General features: G+C 45.6%; 14 protein-coding genes. 2 read left to right on the forward strand and 12 right to left on the reverse strand.

All coding sequences use genetic code 11. The features are described from left to right. Positions 1-41: 41 nt before the first annotated feature. Positions 42-2300, forward strand: coding sequence for a TonB-dependent receptor (locus ACFI6L_RS17070; RefSeq protein WP_462574475.1), 2259 nt, complete (start codon positions 42-44; stop codon positions 2298-2300). 280 nt (positions 2301-2580) lie between these two features. Continuing rightward, positions 2581-3252 carry a haloacid dehalogenase type II gene (locus ACFI6L_RS17075; RefSeq protein ID WP_239301998.1) on the forward strand — a complete coding sequence of 224 codons (672 nt, stop codon included), beginning with the start codon at positions 2581-2583 and terminating at the stop codon, positions 3250-3252. Positions 3253-3385: 133 nt separating this feature from the next. On the opposite strand, the gene ACFI6L_RS17080 is transcribed toward ACFI6L_RS17075, so the two are convergent. The 12 genes from ACFI6L_RS17080 to cheD (ACFI6L_RS17135) form a co-directional block, all read right to left on the reverse strand. Further along, the gene (locus tag ACFI6L_RS17080) at positions 3386-3646 is read right to left on the reverse strand and encodes a hypothetical protein (RefSeq protein WP_014947949.1); all 261 of its coding nucleotides are present in this window, start codon (positions 3644-3646) and stop codon (positions 3386-3388) included. Positions 3647-4077: 431 nt separating this feature from the next. Beyond that, a complete protein-coding gene (locus tag ACFI6L_RS17085) occupies positions 4078-5124 on the reverse strand; it encodes a protein-glutamate methylesterase/protein-glutamine glutaminase (protein WP_014947948.1) in 1047 nt (348 codons plus the stop codon). A 2-nt stretch (positions 5125-5126) separates the two neighbouring features. Continuing rightward, the gene (gene cheD / locus ACFI6L_RS17090) at positions 5127-5744 is read right to left on the reverse strand and encodes a chemoreceptor glutamine deamidase CheD (protein ID WP_014947947.1); all 618 of its coding nucleotides are present in this window, start codon (positions 5742-5744) and stop codon (positions 5127-5129) included. Positions 5745-5752: 8 nt separating this feature from the next. After that, positions 5753-6586: a CheR family methyltransferase gene (locus ACFI6L_RS17095; RefSeq protein ID WP_462574476.1), complete on the reverse strand. Its 834-nt coding sequence runs from the start codon at positions 6584-6586 to the stop codon at positions 5753-5755. Further along, positions 6586-9495, reverse strand: coding sequence for a methyl-accepting chemotaxis protein (locus tag ACFI6L_RS17100; protein WP_156087307.1), 2910 nt, complete (start codon positions 9493-9495; stop codon positions 6586-6588). The genes ACFI6L_RS17095 and ACFI6L_RS17100 overlap by 1 nt, the downstream gene beginning before the upstream one ends. 103 nt (positions 9496-9598) lie before the next feature. Beyond that, a complete protein-coding gene (locus tag ACFI6L_RS17105) occupies positions 9599-11905 on the reverse strand; it encodes a methyl-accepting chemotaxis protein (protein ID WP_462574477.1) in 2307 nt (768 codons plus the stop codon). A 4-nt stretch (positions 11906-11909) separates the two neighbouring features. Then, positions 11910-12413, reverse strand: a complete 504-nt coding sequence (locus tag ACFI6L_RS17110; protein ID WP_014947943.1) for a chemotaxis protein CheW — start codon at positions 12411-12413, stop codon at positions 11910-11912. Next, positions 12410-14371, reverse strand: a complete 1962-nt coding sequence (locus ACFI6L_RS17115; RefSeq protein ID WP_462574478.1) for a chemotaxis protein CheA — start codon at positions 14369-14371, stop codon at positions 12410-12412. Before ACFI6L_RS17115 ends, ACFI6L_RS17110 begins: the two co-directional genes overlap by 4 nt. 36 nt (positions 14372-14407) lie before the next feature. Continuing rightward, the gene (locus ACFI6L_RS17120; protein WP_014947941.1) at positions 14408-14773 is read right to left on the reverse strand and encodes a response regulator; all 366 of its coding nucleotides are present in this window, start codon (positions 14771-14773) and stop codon (positions 14408-14410) included. Positions 14774-14839: 66 nt separating this feature from the next. After that, positions 14840-16051 (reverse strand): methyl-accepting chemotaxis protein, encoded by a 1212-nt coding sequence (locus ACFI6L_RS17125; protein ID WP_462574479.1) that lies wholly within the window; start codon positions 16049-16051, stop codon positions 14840-14842. Positions 16052-16252: 201 nt separating this feature from the next. Then, positions 16253-17299: a protein-glutamate methylesterase/protein-glutamine glutaminase gene (locus ACFI6L_RS17130; RefSeq protein WP_014947939.1), complete on the reverse strand. Its 1047-nt coding sequence runs from the start codon at positions 17297-17299 to the stop codon at positions 16253-16255. Next, positions 17274-17903 carry a chemoreceptor glutamine deamidase CheD gene (gene cheD / locus ACFI6L_RS17135; protein WP_061439163.1) on the reverse strand — a complete coding sequence of 210 codons (630 nt, stop codon included), beginning with the start codon at positions 17901-17903 and terminating at the stop codon, positions 17274-17276. The genes ACFI6L_RS17130 and cheD (ACFI6L_RS17135) overlap by 26 nt, the downstream gene beginning before the upstream one ends. Position 17904: the final 1 nt, after the last annotated feature.

Consider the following 17904-nt stretch of genomic DNA (forward strand, 5'->3'; position numbering starts at 1 on the left):
TCAGTTAACAACGCAATAGAACATTTTCGGGAGCACACACCATGAAAACGTTGTTTACAAAAGGAATGCTGGCGAGTGCAGTAGCGGTAGCACTAACGCAGCCTGCCATGGCACAAGAAGACGTAAAACAACAAGCGAAAGACAACGCAGAGATCATTGTTGTCAGCGGTACGCCAGGCGGCGCAGGGATTAGAAAGATTGACGCAAGCTTCGCGGTAACCAACATCGACGCTAGCGACATTGAAAAATTGGCACCTAAGTCTACGGCCGATTTGTTTAAGGCCATTCCAGGTGTTTGGGTTGAAAGCTCAGGCGGTGAGTCTGGCGCGAACGTATTTGTGCGTGGTTTTCCAGGTGGTGGCGATGCGCCGTTCTTAACGATTGCGCTTGAGAACTCTCCTATCTACCCTGCACCTACGCTATCTTTCCTTGAGAACTCTCAGCTATTTCGCATAGACGATACCATTGAAATGGTTGAAGGTTTACGCGGTGGTCCAAACCCAGTAGTAAGCAACGGTCAACCAGGTCTTACAACAAACTTCCGCCTTAAACGTGGTGGCGAGTCGACAGAAGCGTCAGCGAAGTACACTATCTCTGACTACGGCCTAAACCGCATTGACGTGGTTGCAAGCGGCGCACTAGATGACGACTTGTACTACATGGTAGGTGGCTACATTAAGAGCTCAGAAGGTATTCGTGATGCCGGCTTTAACTCTGAGCAGGGTAACCAGTTCACCGTAAACATCACTAAAGTTTTCGAAAAAGGCGAGCTTAACCTTTATACCCGTCAAACTGACGATCGCGGCACTTGGTACTTACCTACACCTTTAAACGTTGAAGGTATCGACGCAAACTATACGCAAATTGGTCCATTGAATCGCCAAGGCACCATTACGTATGGCCCTAACGATACCACTGAGTCATTCGACTTTGGCGAAGGTCGTGGATGGGACGGTCACGTAAGTGGCGGTAGCATTAAGCTTGACTTAGGCAACGACTGGCAGCTAGTTGACCGCTTTAACCTTACCAAAGGTGAAGCCAATACTTTTGGTCTTGTACCGAATGGTTCTGCAACTACCGTTGCAAATGTTGCCGACAATGGCGAATCAGCCACTGGTGCAGTGACTGGCACAGTGTATGACGGTGATACGCCTATTCAGCAAATCGGCCGTTGGGTAGTACTTAAAGATATTGAAGCTTTCACTAACGACCTTGCTGTGTCGAAAAGCTGGGAAGACTTCGATACATCATTTGGTATTTACAGTGCATCAACCAAAGCTAATGACTGGTGGAGCATTGGTAACACGGCTTACCACGTGTTGCAGCCAGGCGGCGAATTGCTAGACGGGATCGAATGTAACACCGACGCACAAGGCTGCGATTGGAACTACGACATCAGCTCAGTAGGTGATGCAAGCACGTTCGCACTTTATGTAACGGGTACGTGGTACGCAACCACAGACCTGAGCATCGACTTAGGGCTACGCCGTGAAAATCACGAAGTGAACTATTCGGTAGATGAAGATCTTGACGGCAAAATAACTAAAGCGCTTGAGTACGACGAAACCAAAACGTCGTGGACAGTGGGCGCAAACTACGCGCTTAATGACACCAGCGGTGTATTTGTTCGTATGAACCGAGGCTATAAAATGCCTTACTTCGACGACTTCAGAGACAACTGGGGTGCCTACACTGGCGGTAACGACTTGATTCAAGAAGTTACTCAAGGCGAGCTTGGCTATAAGTTCATGAATGACAGCATCCAGTTCTTTGCGACTGCATTCGCAAACGAAGTTAAAGGCGATACGTTTGTACGCCGTCCGGGCGCACCGGCTGAAATTCTTACCAACGAAGCTTACGGTATAGAACTTGACGGTCGCTATAGCCACGATTCAGGCTTCTCGTTGAGCGTGAACGGAACTATTCAGGAAACTGAAATTACTGCCAGCGCCAATAACGAAGGCAATGAATCTCAGCGTCAGCCTGGTTGGCAAGTACGTGTAACACCAAGCTACGGCTTCGATATCGGCGATATGTATGCCACGGTATACGGTACATTATCAGCGGTTGATGATCGCTTTGGTAACAACGAAAACACAGTTGTACTAGAGGGATACGAGAAGATTGATGTAGGTCTAACGCTAGAGCCAACTGAATCACTTCGTCTTCAGTTCTCTGTTGATAACCTGACCGACGAACAAGGTATTACCGAGGGTGATCCGCGCAACCCAGATTCACCAAACGGCCGCTACATTATGCCTCGTAGCATGAAGCTTAGCGTTTCTTACTTGTTCTTCTAAGAACAAAAAGCGCAACACCTAAAAATAAAGCCGGCCTTAGTGCCGGCTTTTTGTTGTTCGTTTCTCTCAATATATTTCGTTCAAGGTTTATGAGGCTATTGCTGCCTTTTCTTGCCCCCCTTTCTTGTTAGATTCTTCTTATATCCTGTCAGCGTTAATTCATCGACATTGGTCGTAATGTGCTTTAGCAAAACCAATTCTGTTTTACAGTGGTATAAGCAACGAACAAGCTAAAAACGAAACGTACCGTTTACTATCATCAACTATAGGAAGGTGAATCGTGACGCCTAAGGTTATTTTCTTCGATATTAATGAAACACTACTAGACATGCAGGCCATAAAAACAGGCTTAGCGTCGGTGCTAAACGGCGATGAGACACTGGTAGACTTATGGTTTGCTAACTTATTGCATCACAGTTTAGTGGATGTTGCGTCTGGACAGTTTCACGATTTCATTGATATTGGAGCCGCAGCGCTTACCATGGTAGCTCACAGTAAGGATATATCTGTTGATGAGGCTACCGCAAAAGATATCATCAAACAGCATATTACCCGATTGCCAGCGCACGACGATGTTGTTCCTACATTAAAGGCGCTTCAAAGTGCTGGTGTAACCTTGGTCGCCCTTTCAAACTCATCTAAAGCCGGACTAGACGCACAGCTTGAGTTTGCCAATATTAAGCCCTATTTTTCCCATATATTAAGTGTGGAAAGTGTACGTACCTACAAACCACATGCTGCGGTTTATCACTGGGCCTGTCAGCAGGCTAACGTAAAGAACGAAGATGCCATGATGGTGGCGGCTCATGGTTGGGATGTAAGTGGTGCTAAGGCGACAGGTATGCAAACCGCATTCGTAGAACGCTCGGGGAAAATGATGTACCCGTTAGGTCTTGCTCCCGATCACAGCATTGCTTCGCTTACTGCGCTTATCGAAATGATAAGTTCGTAACGTGTTCTGTGTGAGGGCACAACGACCTCACTGTGCCTGAACGCTATAAATCTAGCGTAGTTGCAAAATAGTTAGGCGCAAACAAAAAAGTCTTACCGAAGTAAGACTTTTTTCAAATCGAAATACAAAACAATTAAACTTTTGCTAGCTCGGGCTGGTTTGGCTTAAAACCTTGTGTGCTGCAAGAATTGCGTTTCGTTTCTAGTGCGCTTAATTGACGCTTAAGCCATGACTTCTGAATACCTGACTTAGCTGCGTCCATTTCAGTGCTTACGCGAGTGATTTCTTTTCCGACGTTCACGCATGCTTTCTTATTCGGTTCAAAGCCGCCATTAGCCAAAACAGAAGAAGAAAACATTAAAGCTGATACTGCTATAAGCGTTTGCTGTTTCATAAGAGTCCCCAACTACTCGTTATAATCCCGGGTTAGTGTCATACCGTAAGAATGAGCATATATTTGCTCTCAAATCTGTAAGGAATATAGCAGGCCTTTTATTCTAGTTAGGTACTACAAAACATACGCAGTAATAAAACTTTGCCTACCTTGTTCTTGCTAACGCACATAAGCCATTGTCTTTTATATTATTATGTCGACAATGATTTACCTTACCATTCCACTTACGTATCGATTTTTATATTTTTACGCACTAAATAGTGAGCCTATCCATAGTATCGGCTACAGCAACAGCATTCTGCAGCAGCATTACTCACTATTAAGCGTTGCTATTAAAACACCTTAGCTTTTCTGGAACAAGAAAAGTTATAACAATCCTTTTACAGGTTTTAGGACAGAAATTGCATTCTGTAAGTATTTACTCACTATACTTACAAGCGACTACCTGCCGAGAGCTTTTCTACGGTTTGCATAACACTTCTGCCCATATCATCTAGGCTTATTACGCGCTTAGCGGCGCCCTTTTCTATGGCTACTTTGGGCATACCAAAAACTATACAACTAGCTTCGTCCTGACAAAATGTTTCGCAGCCCGCGTTAAACATTTCGTGAAGGCCGCTTGCGCCGTCGCTACCCATGCCCGTAAGTAAAACGCCTAACGCATTGCTACCAGCACTTTTACAGATAGAATTAAATAACACATCCACCGAGGGCTTGTGACCCGATACGCGCGCGCCATCGGTCAATCTAATCCGGTAATCAGCCCCGCTTCTTTCAATTTCCATGTGTTTATCGCCAGGTGCAAGGTAGGCTTGGCCTGGTAGTAAACGTTCTCCGCCTTTCGCTTCTTTGACCTGCATTTGGCACACGGCATCTAGTCGTTTAGCGTAAGTCGAAGTAAACCCTGCTGGCATGTGTTGTGTGATCACGGTGGCAGGAGCGTTCGCCGGAAAGGTGCGTAACACCTCTTTTATGGCTTCTGTTCCACCGGTCGAGGCACCAATTGCAATGATTTTCTCAGTACCCGAATAATTGACTTTGCTCACGGTAGACACTTTCGAAGGCGCTGATTTTTTTACTTTAGAGCGCGCAGCCGTACGTATTTTCTCAACAATCAACTGGTGATAGTCTGCCATGCCTTGCGCCACACCTATTTTGGGCTTTGCAACAAAGTCGATAGCTCCTAACTCCAAGGACCTCAGCGTGGCATCAGCGCCTTTTTCAGTTAGCGTAGAAATCATGACTACGGGCGTCGGCCTCGCATTCATCAGCACTTCTAGAAAGCGTAATCCGTCCACTTTAGGCATTTCTATATCAAGCGTAATAACATCTGGCGACTTTTCTAGAACCAGCTTTTTTGCCACGAAAGCATCGGGAGCAGCACCCACTAATGCCATGTCTGGCTCACTTTTTATAATCTCACTTAGAATTTGCCGGATCAGTGCCGAGTCATCTACCACCAAAACTTTTATCGTCATTGTTAGTCCTCGAAGATATCTACGCTACCAGTAGGTGCACGTCTAGACAGTTCCCACCGATGCTGACTTTCTCTTTCAATAATAGTGGCGTTGTTAAGCTCGTGAATTCGCTTCATAAAGACATTGCCGTTGCTTGGAAAAAAGTAAACCTTGCGCGCGTAAACATCACATAAGTCACTGGCCAATATCGGTATGCCTTCCGTGCTTAAAAAGTCTGTTACGAATTCTGCGTTGAACTTCCCAACATCGTGCTGCACGAAGGACGGCACCACTTTTCCACCACCAAACACTTTTGCTTTTATTCGGGCTTTATTGGCACCGGCTTTCACTAAGTCGTTGATAAGAATTTCCATGGCATGCACGCCATATTTGGCAGCCATACCTTGTGTTTTTTCGAACTCACTGGCAGTTTTATTTACTGTAGGCAACATAAAGTGATTCATGCCGCCAATGCCCGTTTCAGGGTCGTATAAACATGCCGCCACACACGAGCCCAATACCGTTACCAACATTTTATCTTGTGTTGTTACGAAGTATTGTCCAGGTAATAGCTTTACTGCGTCGATAGAAAAACGTTTGTCGTAATAGCTAATAGGTACTTCGAAATTACAAGATTCCACACGTGCTCCTAATGAACCGGGCGATATATAGTTTTACCTACCGGTCTCACAAGATTAGTACACATATTGAAGTTTTCAGAATGCCCTGCCATATAAAGTCCTGCAGGCTTTAACATACCCACCATTCTTTGTAACACGTTTAATTGCGTGGGCTTGTCGAAGTAAATCATTACGTTTCGACAAAAAATGATATCGAGCGGACCTTTTACATCCCACTTTGCATCGGTAAGATTGAGTTTTTTGAACTGCACCATATGTCTTAACTCATCCACTACTTTCACTTTTCCCTCGTTTGCACCTTTACCTTTATGGAAGAATTGTTTTTGTCTTTGGACGGGTATTTTCGCGATAGATGCTAAAGGATAAATACCCGCTTTGGCTTTTTGCAGTACCTTACTGTCTATGTCTGATGCAATGATTTTCACAGGCGTTTTGAAGCTTCCAAACGCCTCTGCGACGACCATGGCAATAGAGTAAGGCTCTTCTCCGGTGGAGCTGGCAGCACACCAGATAGTGGTTACTTCTGGATGTTTTTTTAAGTGCTCGGCCAGTGCAGTGAAGTGGTGTGGCTCGCGAAAAAACGACGTAAGATTGGTTGTCAATGCATTGATGAACTGCTCTAGCTCAGGTTCAGACCTATCAACTACGCCTAGATAATCGTTAAAGCTTGTGAGCTGAAGGGCTCTGATACGCCGAGCCAATCTGCTGTATACCATCGCTTCTTTAGCGTCTGACAACTTTATGCCTGCTTTTTTGAAAAGCATGTTTTGCACTTTGTGGAAGTCCGCCTTTTCAAAGGCGAACTCCCGGGTGCTATCGCGCGATGAAAGAACCGTTGTCATTAGAACGACTCCCACTCGGCTTCATCAGGCAGTGCGGGTTTCAGTGCTTGTGCTTGAGGCGCGTTGTTAATCACTGAGGCTACGCGTGGCTGCTTGAAGTCTGTGTGAGAGAGCGCAGCGATGTGCTTTTGTTCCATTGACAAGCCCTTTCCAACTTCAAATACCGAAACTCGCTCATTGAGTTGCAACGACTGCTGCTTCAAACTGTCCGCGGCGGCGGCAGCCTCTTCTACCAGTGCTGCATTTTGTTGGGTCATTTCATCCATTTGAATGACCGCTTTGCTCACCTCTTCAATGCCCGCCGCTTGCTCGGCAGACGCAGCGGCAATTTCAGACATAATGTCGTTTACGCGCTTAATGGAAGTTACTACCTCAGCCATGGTGTCTCCCGATTTCACAACCAGCTCGTTACCGCTGGCTATTTTGGTTACAGAGTCGGAAATCAGTTCTTTGATGTCTTTCGCTGCTTCGGCTGAGCGCTGAGCTAAGTTTCTTACCTCTGAAGCAACTACCGCAAAGCCTCGCCCCTGTTCGCCCGCGCGAGCAGCTTCAACGGCTGCATTTAGTGCAAGAATATTGGTTTGAAAAGCGATGCCGTCTATAACGCCAATAATGTCAGAGATCTCTTGTGCCGAGTCGTTGATTTGGGTCATGGTTTTCACCACTTCACCTATAACCTGCCCCCCTTCTGAAGCAATTTTACTCGCCTGTGCGGCTAAGCCATTCGCTTGCTCTGCATTCTCTGCGTTGAGTTTTACGGTTCCCGTTAGCTCTTCCATACTCGATGCAGTTTCTTCCAGACTAGATGCCTGCTGCTCGGTGCGGCTTGATAAGTCAGCATTGCCCGTTGCAATCTCACCCGACGCCACATTAATGGTTTCTACTGCTTCGTTAATACTTGTGATGGTGCCTCGCATTTCGTTGATGAACTGATTAATGGCCTCGCCCAATACAGCAAAGTCACCGTCTAAAGCATGTTCAATGTTGACCGTTAAGTCGCCCTCAGTCAGCTTGGTCATTACGTGTTTAATTTCATCAACAGCTTGGGTTCTACCCGTAATATCGGTAGCAAACTTAACTACACGGAAAGGCTTACCGTTGTGGTCTAAAATAGGGTTATACGTGGCTTGAATAAATATCTCTTTGCCGTTTTTACCCAATCGACGATATTCACCTGAAGAAAAAGTGCCGCTGCGTAGCGCATCCCAAAACGCCGCGTATTCAGGGCTAGCTCGGTGAGCAGGGTCGACGAACATGCTGTGATGCTTACCTTTGATTTCATCTAAGGTGTAGCCCACCGTAGTTAGAAAGTTTTCATTGGCATGCTGAATAATGCCGTCCATATTGAACTCTATGACGGCCTGAGACTTTCCTATTGCAGCTAACTGCCCTTCAAAATAGGCATTTTTAACTTTCTGTTCGGTGATATTACTGGCGTACTTCACCACTTTAACTACATTCCCACTCATGTCTAAAATAGGATTGTAGGTCGCTTGAATCCAAATATCTGAGCCGTCTTTCGCAATTCTGTGAAATTCACCCGAGTAAAATTGGCCTTCTGCCAGTTTTTTCCAAAACGATTGGTATTGTTCAGATTCTCGCTCTTGTTTAGTCACAAAAATGCGGTGGTGTTTGCCCTCAATTTCATCTAGGGAATAGCCAACCGTTGCCAGAAAGTTATCGTTGGCGACGAGAATATTGCCCTTTGTATCAAACTCGATCACCGCTTGTGATTTACTTATTGCGTCTATTTGCCCTGTGTTAAACGCGTTTTGTAGCTTTTGTTCAGTCACATCAGAGGCATATTTCACCACTTTTATTGGCTGGCCGAACTCGTCAAAAATAGGGTTATAAGACGCTTGGATCCAAAGCTCACTGCCATCTTTTTTTACCCGTTTGAATTCGCCTGACTTAAACTCACCTTTCTTTAAGTCACGCCAGAACGCTGCATACTCAGGGCTCATTTTATAGTTGGGTTCAACAAACATACTATGATGCTGACCTTTGATTTCGTTCAGCTCATATCCCGTTGTTGCGCAGAAGTTTGCGTTGGCGTTTTGAATAACGCCTTCAAGGTCGAACTCAATCACAGCAAGGGACTTGTCGATGGCATTGATTTGGCCTTCGTAGTCTGCATTTTTGCGTTTTTGCTCCGTTACATCGGTAGCAAATTTTACTACACGAACAATATTTCCGAGCTTGTCATAGATAGGGTTGTAAGAGGCTTGAATCCATACTTTGTCGCCGTTTTTCGCTACGCGGCAATATTCACCGCTGCTGTGCTCACCGTTTCGCAGCGATTCCCAGAATGATTTATATTCTTCAGACACGCCGTAGTCTGGCAATACAAAAAGGCGATGATGCTTACCAACAATGTCTTCTTTCGAATAGCCTGTAACCTTCAAAAAGTTTTCATTGGCATCTTCTACTATTCCCTCCGGCGTAAAGGAAATAATGGCTTGGCAACGATCTAACCCTGCCAATAAACCGGTTTTATATTGCAGCTCCTGATCATTAAGCCATTCCACCATGGTGCCGAGCTTGTCGCCCTCAACACTTTTAATGGTAGATAACTTAAGGGTAAAGAGTAAGTCGCCCACAGGCAGTAAAAAGGTATCGCTGCTATCACAGCTTTTGTAACGCAAATTCAGGTCGCTATTGTTGGCGAAAAACGCGGCCATAGTAGAGCCCGTCAGGCCTTGAAAATTAATGCCTGGTAAAACACGCTCGAACTGCGTTTGGTGCTCGTTGGCTAAAGCATAAAATGCTTTGTTAGCGAAGGTGATCGTTCCCTCGGCATCGACCAACATCAAACATGCGGTACTTTCGCTTAGCGCTTGCTCTTGAAAGCGTGAAAGACTTTGTGCCGCTACTAACTCTTCATTATGAAATATATTAAATACGCCCATTATTCCATCCACCTGATTTGCGACGCTCTGTTCTAAAAGCGTCAAACTAAATGCCGTGTAATAAAAAAGGCGAATTCCTTTTCAAGAATTCGCCTTCGCTTTTTTAGAACGACTCCCAATCGTCACTGCTTGGTACTTTTGGAGCCAGTTTCTTTTGCGTTTTAATTGCTGTAACCGGTGCAACGTGTTTATTCTTGTTTACTGATGCAACCTTTATTGGCTTTTCTTCACTGACCGTCGCTTTATCACCGATGTTAAATGCTGATACGCGTTCAGATAAACTTCCCGCTTGCTGCTGCAAACTTTCTGCGGCAGCCGCAGCCTCTTCCACCAGCGCTGCATTTTGTTGCGTCATTTCATCCATTTGCACAACGGCTTTACTTACCTCTTCAATTCCAGAAGCTTGCTCAGAACTCGCCGCTGCAATTTCCGACATAATGTCGTTAACTCGCTTAATGGAAGTCACCACTTCTTCCATGGTGTCGCCTGACTGATTGACGAGTTTGTTACCACCATCAATCTTGCTTACCGAGTCTGATATAAGCTCTTTGATTTCTTTTGCTGCTTCGGCAGAACGCTGAGCCAGGCTTCGTACCTCAGACGCAACTACCGCAAAGCCACGGCCCTGCTCACCTGCTCGTGCAGCTTCTACGGCAGCGTTTAATGCCAGAATATTAGTTTGGAATGCGATGCCGTCGATTACGCCGATGATGTCTGAAATTTCCTGCGCAGACTCGTTGATAGACGACATGGTGTCCACAACCTGACGGATTAGCTCACCGCCCCGCGACGCGATTTCACAACTCTGAGACGCTAAGCTATTGGCTTGTTCCGCATTTTCAGCGTTGAGCTTGACGGTACCGGTAAGCTCTTCCATGCTCGACGCCGTTTCTTCAAGACTAGACGCCTGCTGCTCGGTACGACTTGATAGGTCTGAATTCCCCGTGGCAATTTCAGACGAGGCCGTATTGATTGTCTCTACTGCTTGGTAAATTGAACCGATAGTGCCAGACATTTCACTAACGAATTGATTGATAGCATCGCCTAGTACTTGGAATTCACCCTCGAACTGTTCATCAAGCTCTGCCGTTAAATCACCGCCAGATAAGCGGGTCATCACATCACTGATAGAACCGATAATGCGACGCATATCGTCGATAAAGCGGTTGATTGACGTGCCAAGCTCTTTAAATTCACCCTCGAACTCATGCTCAATGCGGCAATCTAAATTACCCTGAACCAATTCATTCATGGCGGTTTTGATATCGCTAATGGCCTGTTTTCTACCAGTAATATCAATGGCATATTTCACCACACGGTGAGGTCTACCGTTTTGATCCAAAATAGGGTTATAAGACGCTTGGATCCAAACTTCTTTCCCGCCTTTGCCCACGCGCTTAAATTCATCAGTGAACTGCACGCCTTGGCGCAACTGTTCCCAAAACTGACTGTACTCAACACTGCGCTTATACTCATCTTCCACAAACATACTGTGATGCTTGCCTTTAATTTCATCCAGGCTGTAGCCAACCGTGTTTGTGAAATTCTCGTTGGCGTTTAAAATTTTGCCCTCAAGGTCAAATTCAATAACGGCCTGCGCTTTGTTTATTGCGTCTATTTGTCCTTCGAAATAGGCATTGCGTAACTTAGATGCAGTGATGTCGGTGGCGAATTTCACAACGCGAATAACTTTACCTTCGCCATCGAAAACCGGGTTGTAGGTGGCTTGGATCCAAATCTCTTTCCCCATTTTGTCGAATCGACAAAACTCGCCGTTTTGTGGCTTGCCCTCTTTGAGGTCGCGCCAAAATTGGGCGTACTCTTCTGAGCGAATGTATTGTGCGTCACAAAACATTTTGTGATGGTTGCCAACAATTTCATTGAGGCTGTAGCCAAGCGCATTAAGAAAATTGTCGTTCGCGTTTTGGATAACACCATCGGCGTTAAATTCGATAACAGCCTGGGCATTATTCAACACATTAAGCATTGTGCTTTTAATGAGTAATTCTGACTGATCAACCCATTCAACCATGGTGCCTATATTGTTATTCTCTTGGTCAAAAAACGGCGTAAGGGTGAGTTTGAAGTTCAAGTCGCCAATGCTAATCGTAGAGGTCATTGTCGATTTCAATTCAGCAAGGATATTGCGCTGATGCGAAGGATTGCGATGAAACTGGTCGATGTTTTGACCTTCCAAGTTGTCAGCAGAAAAACTGGGGAGTACAGCCTGAAGTTTCTTCTCGTTTTCTTTGAGCAGCGACTTTACAGACTGATTAGCATAGATAATATTTCTGTCTGCATCGGCCATCATGATGCAACAGGTTGTAGCATCAAGTGCCTGTTTATTTCTCAATGCTTGGTTAACGTCCGTTGCTTTTGTGAAGTCTTCTAACCACGTCATAATTCCCATTTTCTCAGCCCTCAACCACTTGTGCTTTTGTTTCAACTAAACCCAATTCGTTACTTGTAATTAAGCTTTCAATATTGACTAAAATAACCATGTGCTCATCGACATCGGCCAGTCCGTGAAGGTACTTGCTATCGAACGCCACACCGAACTCTGGTGGCGGCAGCATGTCTTCTTCGGAAAGGCGAATGACGTCAGACACGCCATCTACCACAATGCCAACGATCCGCTCGTGAACGTTAAGCATAATGACGATAGTAAAATCGTTATAAGTGGCTTCACCTACGTTGAACTTAATGCGTAAGTCGACGATAGGTACAATGTCGCCACGAAGGTTTATCACGCCTTTAATGAAGTTTGGCGCATTGGCAATTTTGGTAACCTGTTCGTAACCGCGAATTTCCTTCACGGTTGTGATATCAAGGGCATAGTGCTCCTCACCCAAGACAAAACTTAAGAATTCGTTCTCTTTCGATGCGCTAACGGCTTGTTGTAAGGCTGCTTCGCTCATAGTGAAACCTCTTCATTTGGAACATTTGTACAGTTAGTAGCCACCGAGTCTGCATCCAAAATCATGGCTACCTTGCCATCCCCCATAATGGTTGCACCTGCGATCCCTGCTACTTTTTTGTAATGTTGCTCAAGGCTCTTAATTACGACTTGTTGTTGACCCACAAGCGAATCCACCAGCACGCCATAGCGCTTCTTACTGCTTTCTAGTAGCACGACGATGCCTTTGGTTGGCTCAGTGATGCCGTCGTCTACCTGCATAAGTTGAGTAAGTGACACCAGCGGCCAGTACTGGTCTCTAATCCACAGTACTTTGTCATTGCCAAGGGTTTTCACTTGAGATGATGTGGGTTGAAATGATTCGATAACGTTAAGTAGTGGGATAACGAAAATTTGATCGCCAACCGATACACACATGCCGTCTACGATAGCGAGCGTGAGTGGTAAGTGGATATAAAACGCAGAGCCCTCACCCTGCGATGATTCAATTTCAATACGCCCGCCAATAGACTCGATGTTTCTGCGAACCACATCCATGCCTACACCTCTGCCCGACACATCAGTAACTTCTGCAGCAGTCGAAAAGCCCGCTTGAAATATAAGCTGCCAAATTTCACTGTCGGGCATATCTGGCGTAACCGTAAGACCGTTTTGTGTGGCTTTCTCTACAATGCGAGCTTTGTTTAAACCGGCTCCATCGTCGATAATACCAATGATGATACTGCTACCTTTCTGCTCTGCACTTAAGATAACTGTGCCGTTTTCGGCTTTGCCTGCTTCAAGGCGTTTTTCAGGACTTTCTATACCGTGATCGATACTGTTCCTCACTAAATGCGTAAGCGGGTCGACCAGTTTTTCGATTAGGCTCTTATCTATTTCGGTGTTGCCACCTTGAATCACCAAATCCACTTTTTTGCCTAGCTTCGAAGACAAATCACGTACCACACGAGGGAAGCGATTAAACGTCATGTTTACCGGCAACATGCGCATAGACATGACTGATTCTTGAATTTCACGGGTATTGCGCTGCAACTCGTCTATAGCAAGCTGTAGGCGCTCTCCGACTTGCCCTTCAACTTCCTGCCCCACGTTTGAAAGCATGGATTGAGTAATCACCAGTTCGCCGACCAGATTAACCATCGCATCGATTTTGGTGGTATCGACACGAATTGATGCTGCCTCTTTCGTCGCTGCTTTTGGCTTGGTTTTAACGGGCTTCACAATAGGTTGTTTTGGTGTAACTTGTTGCGAAGAAGGTTCAGTAGCGTCTGTTTTTACAGGAAGGGTGTCGGGTTCGAAAAAGCCAAAGCCCTCATCAGCTATGCCGACCTTGGTATTCGCTTCACCTTTAGCCTGCGTCTCTTTTGATGTTGCTTCATCTTCGAAAAGTCCGAAGCCTTCAATGTCATCTGAGATATTTTGACTTTGAGAACTTTCTAAATTGGTTTCTTGAGATTCAGTCTCGTCTTCATCAAAGAATCCAAATCCATCAATCTCGTTGTCTGTATTAGCTTCACCGTGAGCAGTTTGATCACATGTTTCTTCTGCGTTTTGTGGCATTTGTCCTGACGCACTTGCGAGGGTATCTTCAAGGACTTTTATGCTTGCATCAATTTGTTCTTGGGGAAGATCTGTTTGTTCTTTATATGCCGATAAGGTGTCTTTCAATACATCAAGGGTTTGCAAAAATATGTCGACAATGTCTGCCGTAACCTGAATTTCCTGGTTTCGGGCTTTGTCGAGCAAATTTTCCATTACGTGAGTCAGATTCATTAGTGCATCGAACCCGAAAATCCCACTGCCTCCTTTGATAGAGTGCGCCGCTCTAAAGATACTGTTCAGCTCTTCGGGGTCGGGCGCATCCACATCCAAGGTCATGAGCAACTGCTCCATATCTTGGAGATGCTCATCACTCTCGTCAAAAAACACACCGTGAAATTGGTTTACATCAATGGTCATGACTGACTCCCACTTACCCTATTCAAACCGACTCTGTTAACCTAGAACGCGCTTCATCACATCGAGCAGCTTATTGGGGTCGAAAGGTTTCACCATCCATCCGGTTGCTCCCGCGGCTTTGCCTTTTGCTTTCATGTCATCACCGGCTTCAGTGGTCAGCATGACAATTGGCGTCGACTTGAAGTTCGCTAAACCTCTGAGCGATTTGATAAGCGTTAATCCGTCCATGCGAGGCATGTTTTGATCGGTAAGCACGAAGTCGAAACGCGCGCCTTGGCATTTGTCCAACGCATCTTGGCCGTCTTGTGCAGTAGTAACGTTGTAGTTCGCTGACTTAAGGGTCATTTCTACCATCTGGCGGATGGACACAGAGTCGTCCACAATCAGTATGCTTTTGCTCATAACTCAATCACCTATAAAAATGTCAGGGTTAATCACACATCGTTGTGTAACTATTTATTCTTGCTGTTAAAAAAGTTCTACGTCACCTGCGTCCATTGACGTTGACGAAACAGGGTTGTGATCTGCTTGCCCTTTTTCCGTCAACGAAATCTGGTAGTTAGCTAGGTTGTCTTTCACTTTTGTCGCAGACTCAGGGCTTAGTTCTGAAAGCTGCAACACAATGAAATCAATAATCTCGCGGGTGTAGGTAAGGTTTTGACCGTTTATATCGCCAAATTGTAAGCCGCGAATAGCGGCAGCAGTTGAGTCTGCAAGTTGTTGGCGAATAGCTTCAAGCTCGCTTGCGCCCTGTATGTCGGCTTCGGCTTTTTTGATAATGCCTTTTAGCTGCTCGCTAATGGCGTCTTTCGCGTTGACCACGTGAGAAATGTCCTGAGAAGCAACCACTTCTGCAGTTTCCGTTAGTTTATCGATGAGCGATTTGATGTTTTCTATTTGCGTTTTTATAACGTCGCTAAACTGTGTAGAGCGGGTAGATAGCGCACGGACCTCATCGGCAACAACAGCAAAACCGCGTCCTGCTTCACCAGCACGCGCTGCTTCAATGGCAGCGTTTAGCGCCAAAAGATTGGTCTGAGAAGAAATATCATCAATACCACTTAACGCCTCAATGACAGTAGGCATGGCCTGCTGAATGGTTTGTACTTGGGTTTCTAACGCCCTTGTAGACTCGGTCATTTCAGTTGTTGAGGCGATGAATTGCGTTAGTGTGATGTCAGTATCAGAAGCAAATGTCCGCATTTTATCGGCATAGGCACAGTCGCTGTCGTCATCATCTGTCAGCAGATTATTGATGCTAGTTTCTTGTTGGCCTAGAAGGGTTTGTAGCGAAATAAACGAGTCGCTTAATGTGGCAACCGCGTCATTTTGTGTTGAGAATATGTCGGCCAGGTTTGATGAGGTGATCGTCAATATGCTGCTTGCTTCAGATACAGCAACACCCATAGCGTCATTGGCTAACGAGTTTGTGTTTGAATATGAAAAATCTTGTGATGGCCTGCTTGTGCTATTGGCTGCAGAGTCCTGATTACCCTTTGTCACTTTGAGAAGTACGAAAAGCAAAAATAAAACGCAAACAGAGCTGATAGCAAGCCCCAAGTGCGCTATCGAGGTGAAAGCCAGACTCCAACTCGCCAACATCATAAGAAACGCGATAATAAACGCGTTGCTCTTATTAGAGAAAAAGTTATCCAGATAATTTGCTGCAATGGCGACCACAATCCCACCTCAATTGTTACTACCGCGTTAACGGATGTGCAAAACACAATCAAATTATGGTCAAGTTTCCAGCTTCAACAATTATACTTTTGAATATTTTTGTTAACTTATTACTTTGGTGACATTTGTGACACCCAATCATCAGCATTGCGCTAGACTAAAAAGCTTCAATAGTTCAGCACTGTGGGCATTGCATTAAGATTAAAGGCGCGAGCCCGCGCCCAATGCTTCTAGCGTATCTAGAATTGCATCTGAGATATCTTCTAACGGCTTGATAAAACTCGCGGCTTTCATTTCTACAGCCACTTTAGGCATACCGTAAACAACGCAGGTTTTTTCATCCTGACAAAACGTAACAGAGCCTTTTGTGTGCATACTCTTAAGGCCTTTTGCTCCATCCCGTCCCATGCCTGTAAGCAGCACACCCACCGCGTTTGCGCCAGCATGCTCAGCCAGCGAGTCAAACATCACATCAACGGAGGGCTTGTGTCCCGATACCTTGGGCCCATCATCAAGGGTTAAACGATAGTCAGCGCCGCTACGCTCTACTTTTAAATGTTTATTACCTGGTGCCAAGTACGCAAATCCAGGCAATAAACGCTCCCCTCCGTGCGCTTCTCTCACGGTTATTTCACAAAGGCTATCGAGCCGCTTGGCGTAGGTGGTTGTGAACCCTGGAGGCATGTGTTGGGAAATAATGGTGGCCGGTGCATTGCGGGGAAAATGCATAATAACGTCTTTTATTGCTTCAGTTCCCCCAGTTGATGCGCCTATACCAATTAACTTTTCGGTTCCTGTGTAGCGCATAGAAGCATGTTTTGTGCAGCGTGTTTGCGTTGGTTGGCCTAACCTCGAATGCGCTGCTGCTTTTATCTTTTCAACAATAACCGCCGCGTATTCAGCCATACCTTGCGCTACGCCGAGCTTTGGCTTTGCCATAAAATCCACAGCGCCTAGTTCGAGCGCACGCAGTGTTGCGTCGGCACCTCTTTCAGTCAGCGTAGATATCATCACAACTGGGGTCGGCATCGCCTTCATCATTACTTCTAAAAAACGTAACCCGTCCACCTTCGGCATTTCAATGTCCAGAGTAATAACGTCTGGCCTGAACTCTTGCACCATTCGCTTCGCCGCATAAGCATCCGGCGCCGCACCCACAAGCGTTAAACCTGGATCACGGGTTACTATTTCTGAAAGAATTTGGCGGATTAACGCAGAGTCATCAACTACGAGGACTTTTATAGGCATGTGACTGTTCCGAAAATGAGATTACACCCGTCTTAGCTTGTTCAGAAAGTAGAACCCGGTGGGTAGATTCGCGCTCGTAAAGGGTAGCATTGTTAAATTCGCGAATACGCTTCATATAAACATTACCGTCGGCAGGAAAGTAATAAATTTTGCGAGCATAAGTAGACATTAAATCACTACTTATTAACGGTATGTGCGCGTCATCCAAATACTCCAAGACAAATTCAGCGTTGACTCGTCCAATGTCTTGCTGCACAAACCCAGGAAGCACCTTTCCTCCTCCGAATGCTTTAGCCATCAACTTATTTCGCCGTGCGCCAAGATGTACAAGCTGATCGATTAGCATGTTCATGGCGTGTACACCGTACTTTGTGGCTAGGCAAGCGTCGAGATTGGTGGTGAAGTTGAGGTCCGGCAACATAAAGTGATTCATACCGCCAATCTTCTTTTCTTGATCGAAAATACACGCTGCAACGCAAGAACCAAGAATGGTTACCAGCGCTTTGTCTGAAGCAGTGGCATAGTACTGACCCGGCAAAAGTTTAACGGCTTCTTTTTGAAGGCGGTTATCAAAGTATCGAATGGGATTTTCATCCTGACTCATA

The sequence above is a fragment of the Alteromonas sp. G4i35 genome (assembly GCF_054960375.1).

Bases quoted from the DNA above. Each gene is read 5' to 3' on its own strand.
- ACFI6L_RS17085 (WP_014947948.1), bottom strand. From the start codon at position 5,124: ATGACGATAAAAGTTTTGGTGGTAGATGACTCGGCACTGATCCGGCAA.
- ACFI6L_RS17120 (WP_014947941.1), bottom strand. From the start codon at position 14,773: ATGAGCAAAAGCATACTGATTGTGGACGACTCTGTGTCCATCCGCCAG.
- ACFI6L_RS17105 (WP_462574477.1), bottom strand. From the start codon at position 11,905: ATGGGAATTATGACGTGGTTAGAAGACTTCACAAAAGCAACGGACGTT.
- ACFI6L_RS17100 (WP_156087307.1), bottom strand. From the start codon at position 9,495: ATGGGCGTATTTAATATATTTCATAATGAAGAGTTAGTAGCGGCACAA.
- ACFI6L_RS17095 (WP_462574476.1), bottom strand. From the start codon at position 6,586: ATGACAACGGTTCTTTCATCGCGCGATAGCACCCGGGAGTTCGCCTTT.
- ACFI6L_RS17130 (WP_014947939.1), bottom strand. From the start codon at position 17,299: ATGCCTATAAAAGTCCTCGTAGTTGATGACTCTGCGTTAATCCGCCAA.
- ACFI6L_RS17110 (WP_014947943.1), bottom strand. From the start codon at position 12,413: ATGAGCGAAGCAGCCTTACAACAAGCCGTTAGCGCATCGAAAGAGAAC.
- ACFI6L_RS17080 (WP_014947949.1), bottom strand. From the start codon at position 3,646: ATGAAACAGCAAACGCTTATAGCAGTATCAGCTTTAATGTTTTCTTCT.
- ACFI6L_RS17115 (WP_462574478.1), bottom strand. From the start codon at position 14,371: ATGACCATTGATGTAAACCAATTTCACGGTGTGTTTTTTGACGAGAGT.
- cheD (WP_061439163.1), bottom strand. From the start codon at position 17,903: ATGAGTCAGGATGAAAATCCCATTCGATACTTTGATAACCGCCTTCAA.
- ACFI6L_RS17070 (WP_462574475.1), top strand. From the start codon at position 42: ATGAAAACGTTGTTTACAAAAGGAATGCTGGCGAGTGCAGTAGCGGTA.